The 16,506-nt window shown below is 59.8% G+C and carries 13 protein-coding genes; 3 read left to right on the top strand and 10 right to left on the bottom strand.

Annotated elements, in window-relative coordinates; translation table 11 throughout:
* Positions 1-173 precede the first annotated feature (173 nt).
* The 7 genes from IEX40_RS14935 to IEX40_RS14905 form a co-directional block, all read right to left on the bottom strand.
* Positions 174-1,409, bottom strand: a complete 1,236-nt coding sequence (locus IEX40_RS14935) for a saccharopine dehydrogenase family protein (RefSeq protein WP_188749686.1) — start codon at positions 1,407-1,409, stop codon at positions 174-176.
* 35 nt (positions 1,410-1,444) lie between these two features.
* Positions 1,445-2,542: a carboxynorspermidine decarboxylase gene (nspC, locus tag IEX40_RS14930; RefSeq protein WP_188749684.1), complete on the bottom strand. Its 1,098-nt coding sequence runs from the start codon at positions 2,540-2,542 to the stop codon at positions 1,445-1,447.
* 116 nt (positions 2,543-2,658) lie between these two features.
* Complete coding sequence (locus IEX40_RS14925) at positions 2,659-3,267, bottom strand: TIGR04282 family arsenosugar biosynthesis glycosyltransferase (RefSeq protein ID WP_188749682.1); 609 nt, start codon at positions 3,265-3,267, stop codon at positions 2,659-2,661.
* The gene (locus tag IEX40_RS14920; protein ID WP_188749680.1) at positions 3,264-3,938 is read right to left on the bottom strand and encodes a TIGR04283 family arsenosugar biosynthesis glycosyltransferase; all 675 of its coding nucleotides are present in this window, start codon (positions 3,936-3,938) and stop codon (positions 3,264-3,266) included. The genes IEX40_RS14925 and IEX40_RS14920 overlap by 4 nt, the downstream gene beginning before the upstream one ends.
* Positions 3,935-6,055, bottom strand: coding sequence for a dihydrolipoyl dehydrogenase family protein (locus tag IEX40_RS14915; RefSeq protein WP_229680802.1), 2,121 nt, complete (start codon positions 6,053-6,055; stop codon positions 3,935-3,937). Before IEX40_RS14915 ends, IEX40_RS14920 begins: the two co-directional genes overlap by 4 nt.
* A gap of 54 nt (positions 6,056-6,109) precedes the next feature.
* Positions 6,110-7,063 carry an arsenosugar biosynthesis radical SAM (seleno)protein ArsS gene (gene arsS, locus IEX40_RS14910; protein WP_188749677.1) on the bottom strand — a complete coding sequence of 318 codons (954 nt, stop codon included), beginning with the start codon at positions 7,061-7,063 and terminating at the stop codon, positions 6,110-6,112.
* 66 nt (positions 7,064-7,129) lie between these two features.
* The gene (locus IEX40_RS14905) at positions 7,130-8,269 is read right to left on the bottom strand and encodes an FAD-dependent oxidoreductase (protein ID WP_188749675.1); all 1,140 of its coding nucleotides are present in this window, start codon (positions 8,267-8,269) and stop codon (positions 7,130-7,132) included.
* Positions 8,270-8,411: 142 nt separating this feature from the next.
* Here IEX40_RS14905 and mtnP point away from each other — a divergent pair, with 142 nt between their 5' ends.
* Positions 8,412-9,278 carry an S-methyl-5'-thioadenosine phosphorylase gene (gene mtnP, locus IEX40_RS14900; RefSeq protein WP_188749673.1) on the top strand — a complete coding sequence of 289 codons (867 nt, stop codon included), beginning with the start codon at positions 8,412-8,414 and terminating at the stop codon, positions 9,276-9,278.
* Positions 9,279-9,292: 14 nt separating this feature from the next.
* Positions 9,293-10,993 carry a VRR-NUC domain-containing protein gene (locus tag IEX40_RS14895; protein WP_188749671.1) on the top strand — a complete coding sequence of 567 codons (1,701 nt, stop codon included), beginning with the start codon at positions 9,293-9,295 and terminating at the stop codon, positions 10,991-10,993.
* 16 nt (positions 10,994-11,009) lie between these two features.
* On the opposite strand, the gene IEX40_RS14890 is transcribed toward IEX40_RS14895, so the two are convergent.
* Positions 11,010-11,567, bottom strand: coding sequence for a response regulator (locus IEX40_RS14890; RefSeq protein WP_188749669.1), 558 nt, complete (start codon positions 11,565-11,567; stop codon positions 11,010-11,012).
* 652 nt (positions 11,568-12,219) lie between these two features.
* Here IEX40_RS14890 and hutC point away from each other — a divergent pair.
* Positions 12,220-12,930, top strand: coding sequence for a histidine utilization transcriptional repressor HutC (gene hutC / locus IEX40_RS14885; protein ID WP_188749665.1), 711 nt, complete (start codon positions 12,220-12,222; stop codon positions 12,928-12,930).
* Between the two features lie 43 nt (positions 12,931-12,973).
* On the opposite strand, the gene hutH is transcribed toward hutC, so the two are convergent.
* Together hutH and hutU are read right to left on the bottom strand one after the other, a co-directional pair.
* A complete protein-coding gene (gene hutH, locus IEX40_RS14880) occupies positions 12,974-14,506 on the bottom strand; it encodes a histidine ammonia-lyase (RefSeq protein ID WP_188749662.1) in 1,533 nt (510 codons plus the stop codon).
* Positions 14,506-16,182: a urocanate hydratase gene (hutU, locus tag IEX40_RS14875; RefSeq protein WP_188749660.1), complete on the bottom strand. Its 1,677-nt coding sequence runs from the start codon at positions 16,180-16,182 to the stop codon at positions 14,506-14,508. The genes hutH and hutU overlap by 1 nt, the downstream gene beginning before the upstream one ends.
* Positions 16,183-16,506: the final 324 nt, after the last annotated feature.

Here is a 16,506-nt window from a genome sequence, read left to right as displayed (position 1 = left end):
TATCTCGGCAAATGCGATCTATCTACACTGGCCGCTATCGCTGGCTCGGGATGAACGCTTATGCGCTGTGGCTCAGCTGATCTGTCTTGAATGTGGCGAGAAACTGAATGGGGAGGCGGTATTGGCGGGCAGGTACAGCCGCCCTGCTCTTGGACAGGGCGGCTGAAGTGGATTTAGAAGGAGACCGGACGGTCGCCCTCATCATCCTTGATCCGGGTCGGCAGACCCATGGTGTTGAGCAGGTTGATGAACGGACGCGGGTCCAGCTCTTCGACGTTGACCATGGTCTTGGGATCCCATTCGCCGGTGGCAACCAGAATGGCGGCGGCGACCGGCGGTACACCGGCGGTGTAGGAGATACCCTGACTGCCCACTTCGTTGTAGGCATCCTTGTGATCGGCCACGTTGTAGATGAAGAGCTCTTTCTCCTTGCCGTCCTTCTTACCCTTGACGAAGTCACCGATGCAGGTCTTGCCGGTGTAGTTCGGCGCCAGCGAGGAGGGGTCGGGCAGTACGGCCTTGACCACTTTCAGCGGCACCACTTCCAGCCCTTCGGCGGTGGTCACGGGCTGTTCGGAGAGCAGGCCCAGGTTCTGCAGCACGGTGAAGACGTTGATGTAGTGCTCGCCGAAGCCCATCCAGAAACGCACATCGGGGACACCCAGATTCTGCGACAGTGAGTGGACCTCGTCATGGCCGCTCAGGTAGGTGGTGCGTTCACCCACTACCGGCAGATCGTCGGTGCGGCTGACTTCGAACATCTTGTTGGACTGCCACTGGCTGTTCTGCCAGGAGTAGACAGTACCGGTAAATTCGCGGAAATTAATCTCCGGATCGAAGTTGGTGGCGAAGTAACGGCCGTGATCTCCGGCATTCACGTCGACGATATCGACGGAGTCTACGGAGTCCAGCATATCGCAACCCAACCGCGCATAGGCGTTGACCACACCCGGGTCGAAACCGACGCCCAGGATCGCGGTAAGCCCGTTCTGTTTAAATTCGTCGCGACGCTTCCACTCGTAGTTGGCATACCAGGGCGGCGTTTCGCAGATCTTGTTCGGCTCTTCGTGAATCGCGGTATCGAGGTAGGCAACCTTGGCTTCGATACAGGCGCTCATCACCGACATATTGAGGAAAGCGGTACCTACGTTGATGACGATCTGCGACTCGGTCTGCTGAATCAGCTCTACGGTAGCGGGAACATCCATGGCATCAAGAGCGAAGGCCTTGATACTGCCCTGCACTTTCATACTGCCTTTTTCTAGGACACTGGAAACAATATCTTCACACTTGGAAAGCGTGCGCGAAGCGATCGCGATATTGCCCAGTGTATCGTTGTGTTGGGCGCATTTATGCGCGACAACCTGTGCCACACCCCCTGCGCCGATAATCAGAACATTCTTCTTCATCACTTTCCTCAACGTCGAATATACAAAAAGTGTTGTCAGGAGAGGTTACCGACAAAATCGTCATAACCAAAGGCTCTGACCAGCCTGATGCTGCCATCCAGCTCCCGAATGGCGATTGACGGCATCTGCACACCGTTAAACCAGTTTTTCTTGACCATCGTGTAACCGGCGGCATCCTTGAACGATAAACGGTCACCCACCGACAACTCGTTGTCGAACTGGAACTCACCGAAGATATCGCCGGCGAGACAGGACTTGCCGCATATCATATAGGTGTGCGGCCCCTCACAAGGTTCCATCTTGGCGGTTTCGCGGTAGATCAGCAGGTCGAGCATATGCGCCTCGATAGAGCTGTCGACCACCGCCAGGTGCTTGCCGTTATACAGCGTATCCAGCACTGTCACCTCCAGCGAGGTGCTCTTGGTGATCGCCGCTTCGCCCGGCTCCAGGTACACCTGCACGCCGTACTGTTCCGAGAAGCTGCGCAGGCGGTCGCAGAATTGATCGACCGGGTAGCCTTCGCCGGTAAAGTGAATGCCGCCGCCGAGGCTGACCCAATCCACCTGGGCGATCAGGTGACCGAACCGCTCCTCGATCTGGCAGAGCATCTCGTCAAAGCGCTCAAAGCTGTCATTCTCACAGTTGTTGTGGAACATAAAGCCGGAGATCTTGTCGATCACGGTTTCAATCTTGGCCGGGTCCCACTCGCCCAGGCGACTGAACGGGCGCGCCGGGTCGGCGATGATGAATTCGGAGGTGCTGACCTGCGGATTGACGCGCAACCCCCGGATCACGCTCTCGGACTGCTCACTGAACCGCTGCAACTGTCCGATGGAGTTGAAGATGATCTTGTCGCAGTTGGCGATCACCTCGTCGATCTCCTCATCGGAGTAGGCCACGCTGTAGGCATGGGTCTCGCCGGCGAACTTCTCACGCCCGAGCTTTACCTCAAACAGTGAAGAGGAGGTCGTGCCATCCATATACTCCTGCATCAGGTCGAACACAGACCAGGTGGCGAAGCATTTCAGCGCCAGCAACGCCTTGGCACCGGAGCGCTCGCGCACATACGCGATCTTCTCCATATTGCGCTTGAGACTGGCTTTATCGATCAGATAGTAAGGTGTCTTGAGCATGGTCGATCCGGGCTGAATTTAAAAAAAGGCGCATTGTAGTGAAGGGGGACCGCAGGGGCCATTCCCCCCAAGGGATATTTGCCGTTTTTTTGGCATTTTTTGCCGCAGTCAGAGGATCAGTTTAGTTGATGATTCAGAAACTCAGGCAGGTGAGCCAAGTCTTCCGGGTCATCGATATCGTGTAGGGTGTCGAGTTCCTGCAGACGCCAGCCCAGTGCCTCGATGCGCTGCCGGGTCAAATCAGCCACCTGTCCTGTACTCCAAGGGATCGGGTTGAACAGCCGGTGATCGAAGCGTTTAAGACCCAGCAGAACATAGCCACCGTCGCTGGCGGGGACCATCACCGCATCGACACAGGACAGGGCACAGGCCGCCGTGCGCAACCGATCCCTCGTCAAATCCGGGCAGTCGGTACCTATCAATAGCACCGGCTGCTCAGGCGTGACCCGCTCAGCGATAGCACTCATGCGCTGGCCCAGATCCCCACCGCCCTGATCGGTCAGTACGAAGTCGGCCGGCAGATCGCGCCAGCATGATAGATCGGCATCTGGCGCAACACACAGTTCAACCGGGCCCAGATCCGCCGCAACCGCCTCGCTCAACGTATGGCGCAACATCCGTTCGGCCAGTCGCGCTGCTCCCTGCTCACCCAGCGCGGGGATCAGCCGTGTTTTTGCCAATCCCGGCAGTGGCGCCTTGGCCAGAATCACGATACGCGTGTTCACTGGTATCTCTCCGCCAGCTGTTCCGCAGGTGCGCCTCGCCAATAGGCCCAGCGCAGACGCCACATCAGCAGAACCGTACGCCACAGACCATAGCGCTCCCAACGGCGGCCGGAAGTGGCAACCGGGCCTGGTAGACAGGCGGGAGGTTGGCGACTGCGCAGTTTACGCGATAGCTCAATATCCTCCATAAGCGGTTGATCGGGGAAACCGCCCACCGCCTCAAACAGTGTACGGCCGACGAATATCGCCTGATCGCCGGTGGCGATGCCACTCAGGCGGGAACGCAGGTTCATCAGCCGGGCGATCAGTTTGAGCATCAGCGGCTTGCCCTCGATACGCACATCGAAGCGCCCCCAGATATCGGGCCAGGTATGTTCAGCCCGCTGTAACTGGGCCAATCCATCACCGGGCAGACGGCTATCGGCATGCAGAAACAGCAGCAGATCGCCGCTGGCATGCGCAGCCCCCGCGTTCATCTGCGATGCGCGCCCCCTGGGGGCCTCTATGAGGGGAAATTCCGCGCCGATGACCTGCCCCTGGGAACCGTCTTCGCTGCCACCATCGACGACCAACACCTCACAGCCTCTCTCACGCCATTGTCCCAGGTGTTCCAGAAGCCCGGGCAGGTTCTCCGTTTCATTGAGCACCGGCACGATGATCGACAGTTTCATCTTCCACCACCCCTGCGCCAGGCGTGATAACGCTCAAGCCAGCCCAACAGCCATTGCGGCGCGTGCGCCTTTTTCCACTCACCGGCGGCATATTTATTCGCCTCGGCCCAGGTGGGATAGGCGTGGATAGTACCGAGGATCTTGTTCAGCCCCAGACCCTGCTTCATCGCCAGCACGAACTCGGCGAGCAGATCCCCGGCATGCTCGCCGACAATGGTCACGCCGAGAATCCGATCCCGGCTGGGCGGGGTGAGCACCTTGACGAAACCCGCGGTGGCACTTTCGGTCAGCGCACGGTCGAGTTCGTCCAATTGAAAACAGCTAACTTCATAGAGAACGCCCTTTTCGGTTGCCTCGCGCTCAGTCATCCCGACGCAGGCCACCTCGGGATCGATAAAAGTGGTCCGGGGGATCACCCGGTAATCGACCGTAAAGCGCTTCAGACTGCCGAACAGGCCGTTGACCGCCGCATACCAGGCCTGGTGGGCAGCGACATGGGTAAACTGATAAGGACCCGCCACATCGCCCACCGCATAGATATTGGGAAAGGTGGTTTGAAGAAAGCCGTTGGTCAAAATGGTTTTATGAGTATCGATACCCAGTTCCTCCAGACCATATCCGGATAGCCGAGCGCTGCGTCCCACCGCACAGATCAACTGGTCGAACGGGATCTGTCGCTCGAACCCATTGTCGCTCACCACCAGGTAGCGGGTGTCCTCGTCAGCCTCGCAGCGCAGTGCAGTGCAGCCGGTCAACAGCTCGACCCCGGATCTGGCCAGCGCATCGGCGGCCAGCGCCGACACATCGACATCCTCTCGCGGTAGTACCCGCACGCCCCGCTGCACCTGGGTTACCTTCGATCCAAGCCGGGCGAACGCCTGTGCGAGTTCACAGCCGACCGGCCCACCGCCCAATACCACCAAGCGCTCGGGGGCTTCTTCCAGCTCGGCAAAGCGCTGCCACAAGGTATCGCTGGTGACATAACCCGATTGTTCAATGCCGGGCAGATTCGGCACACTGGCGCGGGCACCGGTTGCCAGTATGATAGTTCGCGCCGTCAGGCGCCGGGTGCCACCTTCGTTAAGTGCAACCTCCACGGTCCAGGGATCGATGAGCCGGGCGTAGCCCTTGACCACCTCGACACCAAGCTTTGTATAACGCTCGCTGCTGTCATGAGGCTCCACCGCAGCGATCACATCATGCACACGCTGCATCACCCGTTTGAAAGAGAACTTAGGTTCGGCGCTTTCCAACCCCAAACGCTCGGCGCTACGCATATCCTCCGCCAGTCGTGCGCTACGGATCAGCGCCTTGCTCGGTACACAACCGTAGTTAAGGCAATCACCCCCCATCCGCCCCGTCTCAATCAACGTCACCCTCGCCCTCACTGCCGCCGCGATATAGGCCGACACCAGCCCCCCGGCACCTGCGCCGATCACGATCAGATTGCGGTCGAAGGACTCGGGCTTGCTCCAATTGGCATAGATCCGGCGACGCTGCACCAGACCAACAGTCTTGCGCGCCAGCAGTGGAAACAGGCCGAGGATGGCGAAAGAGATGAGCAGATCGAGCGACAGGATGTCGGCGAGTCTTTCCAGTTGGCCGAGATGGGTACCGGCATTTACGTAGACCACGGTACCTGCCAGCATCCCCACCTGCGATACCCAGTAAAATGTGGATGTACGGATGGGCGTCAGCCCCATCAGCAGGTTGATCAAAAAGAACGGGAACACCGGCACCAACCGCAAGGTGAACAGGTAGAACGCCCCATCCCGCTCTATGCCACGATTGATCGGCGCCAGCCGGCCACCAAAGCGGCTCTGCACCCAGTCATGCAGCAGATAGCGCGACACCAGAAATGCCAGCGTAGCGCCGATGCTGCTGGCGAAGGAGATCAGCACTACCCCCCAAAGCAGCCCAAACAGCGCACCGCCGGCCAGCGTCATCACTGCAGCCCCCGGTAGCGAGAGTGCGGTTACCGCCACGTATATAAGAAAAAAAATGCCGGAGACCAGCTGCGGTTGTTCGTCCCGCAGCTGGTGGAAGGTATCCAGACTCGACTTCAGTGAGTCCAGCGTCAGCAAACGATGCCCGTCGGCGAGAAAAAATGCCGTCATGGCCAACAGGATCAGCGCCAATAGCAACAGTTTTCTTTTCACTGCCAACTCCTGTCAGAGGGCCCCGCCGCAGGAGGAGCCCTGCCCTGCCGTGCAGCCGTAGCAGTGGTCGGCAACGCAGATCGGCTGCCCCGCGTAGTCCTGACGTAGCAGATCGCGCAGGTGCGGCTTCGTCTTACCACCCAGGTGCAGCCCGAGCTGCTGATTGAAGTCGCAGTCGTATAGATCGCCCTGCCAATCCACGCTGATCAGCGAGCGGCACATGACATTGGCCAGGTTCGCCTCCAGATGGTTGGCCTTGAGCAGCGCCATATAGGGCTCAAACTGCCCCTTGGAGATCAGCATGGAGCCAAAACGCTGAATCGGCATATTGGCCAAGGTGTACAGGTCGTTGAAGACGATGCCGAAATGCTCGAACAGTTCACGTTTGTAATCCACCTGCAACCGGCCCTGCTCCGGTGGCAATGAAGGTCCCTGGGGGTTATAAACCAGATTCAGCTGCAATCCGCCTGCCGTCTGGCCATAGCCGAGCGCGTTGAGCTTTTGCAGCCCCTGGATGCTTTTATCGAATACTCCCTTGCCACGCTGCCGATCCACATTGTCCAGCGAATAGCAGGGCAGCGATGCCACCACCTCTACCTGCTCCGTCGCCAGGAACTCGGCCAGCCCCTCCTGCCCCGGTTCGAACAGGATGGTCAGGTTACAGCGGTCGATCACCCTGACACCCAGCTTACGCGCAGCGCTGACCAGACGGCGGAACTCCGGATTCAACTCCGGCGCGCCCCCGGTGAGATCCAGAGTTTTGATAGCACGCCGCATGAGCACCTCGATCACCAGATCCACGGTCTCCGCTGCCATCAGCTCGGTACGGTTGGGGCCGGCATTGACGTGACAATGCACGCAGCGCTGGTTACACCTGTATCCCAGATTGACCTGCAGCGTATCGCTAGCCCCACGGACAATGGGAGGAAAATCGGTGGCTTCCAACAACGGTAGCGTTGCATGCATGTTAGTTTTCTCCAGACAGTTTCTACGCCGAACTCTCTAACTTTAGTCGCCCGACACGGACATTCCTTACAGCAATGCGCTATTTTCCCCGCCAGAACTGAAACGTGCGATGAAACCTCGATCGATACGGTCTTTCCAACGCCAGACCCAATCGCCGGCGAACGCAAAAGGCCCCCAACTGGCCACAGCCCGCCGAGCACCGCAAGAGATCAGATAAAGCACCCATGCTCGCGGGTGGAAGGGCTGCAGCCGACCTCCATTCATCAGCACGCCCAGATTATGTGCCAGTACGGGCCCGGCCCTTACCGAGTGCACGCCGGAGCGCATCAGTGGGCTGCCGGGGCGGGATGCAATATCACCAACGGCGAAAAGGTTGGGGTGAGACAGGCTACGGTGGTTAGCGTCCACCTCAATGAATCCCTCTGAATCCAGCCTCAGCGCGCTGCTGCGCAACCAGTATGGCGCCTTGGCGCCGGTGGCGGCGATCAGAGCGTCGCAGTGCAGCTCCGTGCTCCGACCGACCTGAATCAGGTTTCCCTGCGCTGCTGCACCGCCGGTGTAGATCTCGACACCGAGCCCTGTCAGTTCTCGCATGACCGCTTTGCGCACACCCGATGCGAATCCGGGCAACACCCCATGCTCCGAGGCGACCAGTGTTACCCGTGCGCCGTGGCCCGGAGCCGCCAACGCGTATGCTGCAGCCATCGCCAGCTCCACTCCCGCGGCACCTGCTCCGGCCACCACCAGTTGCCCGTAACCGCGCCTCTGCAGCGTATCTTTAAACGAGAGCCAGTCGGCGTGAAACTTATCGAGGGGTTTTACACCGATCAACCGGCCCTGAAAGCCGACCAGATCACCCAGCTCGGTCTCGCTACCGACATCCAGTGAGGCCAACGCATACTTGAGATGCCCACCGCCCGACAGACACAAGCTCTGGACCTCTGCATCAAGGCTCACCACCGCCTGCTCGATAAAGCGCACACCGGCGCGCGTCGCCAACTGCTCAAGGTCGATGCGGCACTGCTCCACCCTGTAGTGACCGGCCATGAGACCGGGCAGCATCCCCGAGTAGTATTGCCACCGCGATGGCGAGATCAGCACCGTGTGCGGGATCCTCAGACGACCCTGTGCCATCGCCTCGAGCACGAACAGGTGGGCATGTCCGCCACCGACCAGCGCCAGGCCACTCCCTTTATCCTTAAGCATCCAGCCACCACAGATCCGATCTTTCCTCGACTTTGTAACTCACAATCGTCGTTCCTTACACTTGAAATTGAGTTTAGTGTAAGGAATGAGATATTCAGGCGACTCTCAGCCAGTCCTACAGATGATAGAGGGAGACAGATTCATGGCTAAGGCGACTATCGGCATCATCGGCGGCAGCGGCCTGTATCGGATGGAAGCGCTGCAGAATGCCGAGGAGCTGCAGCTGGATACCCCTTGGGGCAGACCATCGGACAGCATCCTCACCGGGGAGGTCGGCGGTGTTCCGGTCGCCTTTCTTGCCCGTCATGGCCGTAACCACGCGCTGCTGCCGGGCGAAGTCCCCTACCAGGCCAACATCTACGCCATGAAACAGCTTGGGGTTCGGTATCTGCTCTCCTTCTCGGCGGTCGGCTCGCTAAGGGAGGAGATCGCGCCGCTGGATATGGTGCTGCCGGACCAATACATCGATATGACCCGACAACGCCCCAACAGTTTTTTCGGCAACGGCGTGGTCGCCCATGTCTCGCTTGCGCAGCCCACCTGTTCGGCGCTGGGCGACCTGCTCGCCCAGGCGGTCGATAACCTGCCGCCAGCGGAAGGCGTCAAACTGCATCGCGGCGGCGCCTATCTGTGTATGGAGGGACCGCAGTTCTCCACCCTGGCAGAGTCCAACCTCTACCGCTCCTTCGGTGCCAGCGTGATCGGCATGACCAACATGCCCGAGGCCCGTCTGGCCCGTGAGGCCCAGATCGCCTACACCTCGCTGGCAATGGTGACTGACTACGACTGCTGGCACCCCAAAGAGGCACAGGTAACCGCGGAGCTGGCGATCCGCAACCTGATGCAGAACGCCAGCCGCGCGCAGCAGATTGCCCGCCGTGCCATCGCGCTGATCGCCGCCAAAATGCCGCAATCTGCCGCCCATAGCGCGCTGAATCAGGGCCTGGTGACACCGCTGGAGCAGATCGCGACAGAGCGCCGGGCTCAGATCGAACTCCTGCTGCAGTAGGTCCGTACCTGAGCATGCCGGATTTAGAGCTGACGTCAACGCTGAGCAGTGCCGACCTGAGCGATCCGCTCTATTACCTGCGCAACTTCCACACCCTGGTGGCGTGGGTCCGCGATCACCACGCTGACCTGCTGCACGCATGGGAGCGGGAACAGATAGGCCAACTGCTGGCACTGCCCACACCATCGCAGGCGCTGCTGGTACGCATGCTGATGCGACGGGGCGAGCAGTTTCGCGTTAGTCGACTTATCTACGACGAGGTAGGCTCCACCGTTGATGCCCTCGCTCCGCTCATCGAGCAGGGCTGGGTCGAGTCTGATCCGGAGCTGGACTGCGAGAGCCTGTGCCGTCTGCTGACCCGCGACGAGATGATCAAGACGCTGGACCGCGACCTGGTACACCTCTCCACATCCATGACCAAGGCGACTATCGCCGAACAGTTGCAGGCCAGCCACGGCACGCTTTCCCGCCGGTTAGCCGAATGGGCGCCGGGACTGGACGATCAGTTGCTGCAACTGAACTGCTCGGCGCTGTTCAACCGTCTGCAACTGATGTTCTTCGGCAATCTGACGCAGGACCTCAGCGCCTTCGTTCTGACTGAACTCGGCTACAATCGCTTCGAACCGGTGGCCTTCTCGAAACACTCGCGAGCATTCTGCAGCCGTGAAGAGGTCGACACTTATTTAAGCCTTCACGCAGCCCGCGAGGCGCTGGAGATGGAGCAGCCGTTAACGGAAATTGTCGAGCAGCTGCCCCAGCTTGCACTGAACAGCAGCTGGCTGGAGAGACGCTGTTCCCGGCTGATGTTCGAACTTGGCCGCAGTGCAGAGCGGGCAGGCGAATACGACCTGGCACTGAGCCTCTATAACCAAAGCCGACATCCGGAAGCGCAGCAACGTGCGTTTCGCGTGCTCGAACACAGTCACCCCTGCCTAGATAGCTACTCGGCCCTGCTCGATGCCCTGGAACAGAGTGAGCGTCCGAGCGAGCGTGAAGCACTGGCGCGAATTGAGCGCCGCATGAGCCGAGCCCTCGGCCTGCAGTCCAAGACCCACCTCCGGCGCCCGACACTGCCTCGCCTCAATCTCGACCTGGCGAGCCCTGGACCGGTAGAGGCGAGCGTCGCACGACACCTCAACCGCGCCGATGCCCCGGTCTTTTTTGTCGAGAATGGCCTGATCAACGGCCTTTTTGCCCTGCTCTGCTGGCCTGCGTTATACGCCCCACTGCCTGGTGCCTTCTTCAACCCCTTCCAGGCCGCCCCGGCCGATCTGAACAGCAACGACTTTGTCAACCGTCGCCACTCGCTGTTCGAGGAAGCATTGAGCAGTCTGGCCACAGGTGAATACAAAGAGAGCATACTCGAGCGCAGGCGGAACAAAGTGGGTACCGCCTGTCCGTTCATCAACTGGCAGCTACTCGGTGAGGAGCTGGTCTCACTGGCGCTTGAGTGCATTCCCGCCCGGCATCTGGAGCTTTTTTTCCGACGCCTGCTGGAGGACATTCCGGCACATCGATCCGGTTTACCGGATCTGATTCAGTTCTTTCCCCGGGGCGTCGACGGTAAAACGACGCCGGGTTATCGGCTGATCGAAGTCAAGGGCCCGGGAGACCGTCTGCAGGACCACCAGCGACGCTGGCTCGAGTACTGCATGGACCGGGGGATAGAGGTGAGTGTCTGTTACTTGCGTTGGCAGCAGCTGGACAGCCACTGAAAAGGAGTTCTGGGTTTTACCCAATCAGCTCTTTAACAACACCGATCAACTGCTCGTTGTTAAACGGTTTGCTCAACACCAGGTCAGCGCCGGCCTCTCTTGCCCGCTGCAACTCTTTGTCGCCCAGCGCCGAGATCACAGCAACCCGCGTATGCGCCACTTCCGGCGTTTTGCGAATAAATTCGAGTACTTCGAACCCGTCCATTCCGGGCATGCTCAGATCCAACGTGACCAGTGCCGGCAGCTCCTGAAGCAACTTGGTGCCACCCTGAAAACCGTCGTTGGCAACGCTGACCTCGTAGCCTTCGGCGCGCAGAATACGGCGAATAACACGGGTAATGGCAGGTTCGTCGTCGATAACCAGAACCCGGCGATTATCTTCGCTGGCCAGCTCCGGCGGTATAGGCATACCGTTTTCATTGAGGAAGGCGATGAAATCCTCAACCATCACCCGGTTGTTGCCCCGCCCCGGCAGCTTGAAGCCCTTAAGCGCGCCACGATCGATCCAGCGAATCACCGTTCGCAAGTTCACATCGCACAACTTGGCAATTTCACCCGTGGTGAGCGTTTTCATCGTCCGAAGTCCAAAGAGCTGTAGCTGAGAGTTATAACATAATTCGGAATTAATGCAATTAATGCAATCAGGACATTTATGACAGCCTCGATCTAACCTAAGTTATTGGCTACACAAGCATAAAGTCCACAGAACGTCGTTATCATCCGACAGAGAACAAGGAGCTTCAGTCCCCCGGATTATGACCTCGACGGCTGATCACGTTTCTATTTGCTAGGCTATATGCACTGACCTAATAAGGAGATGACCGATGATCTATATTGCCTGGATAATCGCGATCGTTGGGATGTGTATAGAGCTGGCCGGGATGCTTGGCATGGGGATGGGCTGGACCCTGTCAGGAGCCATAATTACTGTGGTAGGTGGTGTGCTCTGGGGGCTGTGCCCACCAAAATCCGCGAGGTGACCACTAGCAGAACACGGGGGCTAGCCCAGGGCGATGCCCCTCTTACCACAGCGACCAATCCATCCATATACAGCATGCATATACAAGATGCATATACAATTAGTCAAACGGCACCGCACATTCCATCCTGGCCAACATGAGTGTGCCAGTTAATTCATTCGATTAGCGCTATTTCTCTGTCATTGAGCGATCCGATATAGATATATACAATCGAGGCATGACAAGCTGCATGGATCGAGGCCTCGAGTGAACAGCAAACCCCGTTATCAGCAGATAAAAAGCTACATCCTCGACGGTATCAAACAGCAGAAATATACCCCCGGCAGCCGCATCCCTACCGAGCATCAGTTAGCCGAACAGTTCGGCGTCAGCCGGATGACGGTGAACAAGGCGATTCGCGATCTGGTGCAGGAGAACCGGCTGGTGCGCTACCCGGGCCTGGGTACTTTCATCGCCGATGCCAAGGCGGAGTCACCGCTGGCGGAGATTCGCAATATCGCCGAAGAGGTGCGTCAACGTGGCCACGCCTACAGCTGCCGCGTGATCAAGCTCGAAGCCACGGCAGCCAACGAGACCGTGGCGATGCAGATGGGGATGCCGATCGGCACCCGGGTCTACCATTCGGTAATCGTGCATATGGAGGATGACCTGCCGATCCAGCTCGAAGATCGTTTCGTCGCCGCAAGCGCCGTGCCGGGCTATATTGACCAGGACTTCACCCAGGCCACACCTAACGAATACCTGGTGAAAAGTTGTCCGATCTCCAGCATCGAGCATATCGTGGAAGCGGTAATGCCTGATCTTCGTGCGCAGGAACTGCTGGAGATTGATGCCGGCACCCCCTGCATTCTGGTGGGCCGGCGTACCTGGTCTGATGGCCGTCTGATCAGTTTTGCCTGCCTGACACATCCCGGCCCACGCTACAAGCTGCGCTCAATCACTACGCTTGAGCGCTGAGCGCAGCTTCCCTACTCTATCCCATCGACTTCATTCCGCCTGGCTATAGGCTGGCCAGCATACCCTCCGGTATGTATGAGTTAAGCACCGCAGCCTGTATCAGCTGTTTAGCTTTCTCGATATCAGGGGCGAAGTAACGGTCCTTGTCGTAGAACGGCACCACGGCACGCAGTTCGGCCTTGCAGGCTTCGACACCCGCGGCGGCCTTCAGCGGCGCACGGAAATCCAGTCCCTGGCAACCGGCGAGCAGCTCGACTGCCAGCACACCGGCGCTGTTATCCGCCATGTCACGCAGACGGCGCGCGGCGAAAGTGGCCATCGACACGTGGTCCTCCTGGTTAGCGGAGGTGGGCATGCTGTCCACCGACGCGGGATGGGCCAGCGTCTTGTTTTCCGACGCCAGTGCCGCCGCCGTGACCTGGGCGATCATGAATCCGGAGTTGACGCCGCCGTTGTTGACCAGGAAAGGCGGAAGCTTGCTCAGGCTGGAGTCGATCAGCAGCGCCATACGACGCTCAGACAGCGCACCGATCTCGGCGATCGCCAGCGCCAGGTTGTCGGCGACCATCGCCACCGGCTCGGCGTGGAAGTTACCGCCGGAGATGAAGTCGTTCTCGTCGGCGAACACCAGCGGATTGTCGGAGACCGCATTAGCCTCCACCAGCAGCACCTCGGCCGCCTGGCGGATCTGCTGCAGGCAGGCCCCCATCACCTGGGGCTGGCAACGCAGCGAGTACGGGTCCTGCACCTTCTCGCAGGTGGCATGGGAATCACCGATCTCGGAGCGCTCGCCCAGAAGCTGACGATAGGCAGCCGCCGCGTCGATCTGCCCCTTTTGGCCGCGTACGGCGTGTACGCGAGCATCGAACGGGCGCCGACTGCCCAGCGCTGCTTCCACCGAAATCGCCCCGGCAACGGTAGCTGCAGCATAGAGATCCTCGGCGGCAAACAGCCCCTGCAGAGCAAAGGCGGTGGAGGCCTGAGTGCCGTTCAGCAGTGCCAGCCCCTCTTTCGGCGCCAGCGTGATCGGCTCGAGTCCGGCGATGCGCAACCCCTCGGCACCGGACAGACGCTCGCCCCTATAGATCACCTCGCCCTCGCCGAGCAGTACCGTGCTCATATGCGCCAGCGGCGCCAAGTCGCCGGAGGCGCCCACCGATCCCTTCTCGGGTACACAGGGGTAGACCTCGGCGTTGACCAGCTGAATCAGCGCCTCGATAACCGACAAGCGGATACCTGAGAAACCGCGCGCCAGCGAGTTGATCTTCAGCACCATCATCAGGCGCACGCTGGACTCGCTCATCAGCGCACCGATACCGGCGGCGTGTGACAGCACGATACTGCGCTGCAGCAGCTCCAGGTCCTGCGGTGCGATGCGGGTGTTGGCGAGCAGACCGAAGCCGGTGTTGATACCGTACACCACGCGGTTCTCTTCGATGACGCGCGTAACCGCCGCACTGCTGGCGTAAATCGCCTCGTGGCAGGACGGATCGAGCTCAAGCGTCACCGGCACATTGTTCACTTGGCGCAGCTGCGCCAGGGTCATCTCACCGGGACGGATAATCAGTGCATTCATTATTTACCCCCCAGCATCGGCAGGTCGAGGCCCTGCTCTTTCGCGCAGTTGATCGCAATATCGTAACCGGCATCGGCGTGACGCATAACGCCGGTACCCGGGTCGTTCCACAGCACGCGTCCCAGGCGCTTCGCCGCCGCATCGCTGCCGTCGGCAACGATGACGACACCGGCGTGCTGGCTGAAGCCCATGCCGACACCACCGCCATGGTGGATCGAGACCCAGGTCGCACCGCCGGCGGTATTGAGCAGTGCGTTCAGCAGCGGCCAGTCGGACACCGCATCCGAACCGTCCTGCATCGCCTCGGTCTCACGGTTGGGGCTCGCCACGGAGCCGGAATCCAGGTGGTCGCGACCGATCACCACCGGCGCCTTCAGTTCGCCGTTCTTCACCATCTCGTTGAACGCCAGCGCCAGGCGGGCGCGGTCCTTAAGGCCGACCCAACAGATACGTGCCGGCAGCCCCTGGAAGGCGATGCGCTCGCGCGCCATCTCCAGCCAGTTGTGCAGATGCGGATCGTCCGGAATCAGCTCCTTCACCTTCTGGTCGGTCTTGTAGATATCCTCCGGATCGCCGGACAGGGCCACCCAGCGGAACGGGCCTATCCCCTCGCAGAACAGCGGGCGGATATAGGCCGGCACGAAGCCCGGAAAGTCGAACGCGTTTTTCACGCCCTTCTCGAACGCCATCTGGCGGATGTTGTTACCGTAGTCGGTGGTGGCCGCACCGCGTTGCTGCAGCGCGAGCATGGCGCGCACGTGGATCGCCATCGACTCCTTGGCGGCATCGACCACGGCCGCTTCATCCTTCTGCCGCATCTCGGCGGCGTACTCCAGGCTCCAGCCCTTGGGCAGATAGCCGTTCAGCGGGTCATGGGCACTGGTCTGGTCGGTGACCACGTCCGGCACGATGCCACGCTCGACGATCTCCGGCAGGATATCGGCGCAATTGCCGAGCAGGCCGACGGACACCGCTTTGCCCCGCGCCTTAGCCGCCTCGATGATCTCCAGCGCCTCATCCAGCGTATGGGCCTTGTGATCGACGTAACGGGTGCGCAGACGGAAGTCGATGCGGGTTTCGTCACACTCCACGGCGATACAGGAGTAACCGGCCATGGTCGCCGCCAGCGGCTGGGCACCTCCCATGCCGCCAAGGCCGCCGGTCAGGATCCAGCGTCCGTTCGCTTCGCCGTTGAAGTGCTTCTTGGCCATCGCGGCAAAGGTCTCGTAGGTGCCCTGCACGATGCCCTGCGAGCCGATATAGACCCAGGAGCCGGCCGTCATCTGGCCGTACATCATCAGGCCCTGCTTATCCAGCTCGTTGAAGTGTTCCCAAGTCGCCCAGTGCGGCACCAGGTTGGAGTTGGCGATCAGCACGCGCGGTGCGTCCGGATGGGTCTTGAATACGCCCACCGGCTTGCCGGACTGGATCAATAGTGATTCGTCATCCTCCAGCCGTTGTAACACCTCGATGATCTTGTCGTAGCAGGCCCAGTTGCGCGCCGCGCGACCTATGCCGCCGTAGACCACCAGATCCTCCGGTCGCTCAGCCACATCCGGGTGCAGGTTGTTCATCAGCATGCGCATCGCCGCTTCGGTCAGCCAGCTCTTACAGGTTTTCTCGCCACCGGTCGGTGCCTTGATGACGCGGCTGGAATCGTGACGGTTGTCTTTCATTGTTATGACCTCACTTGACAACTAATTAGACCAGGCAGCACGGCTGCGCTATCCCGAACGGTGTGGAGTTCACCTGTCTTGGTGACATATCGACGACAGGCCCGACTCACCGGTTGGCGTTTATCCAGATCCATTCGGCGACGTCAACCACACTCAAGCTTTCAAAATAATTTGTATATACATTTGTATATCACAACATAACCAGAGCGCAAGTGTTCGCGCATTATTCCGTGTATATGGGCGGCTAAAGCGGGCGCATCGCCGCACTATGATGACTGCACTCCTCTCAACAGGAGACTTCAGCTCTATTAAGTATAATGAAGG

Origin of the sequence: Marinobacterium zhoushanense (genome assembly GCF_014641945.1) — a bacterium.
GTDB lineage: Bacteria > Pseudomonadota > Gammaproteobacteria > Pseudomonadales > Balneatricaceae > Marinobacterium_D > Marinobacterium_D zhoushanense.
This window is presented reverse-complemented; position numbering and strand designations above follow the sequence as displayed.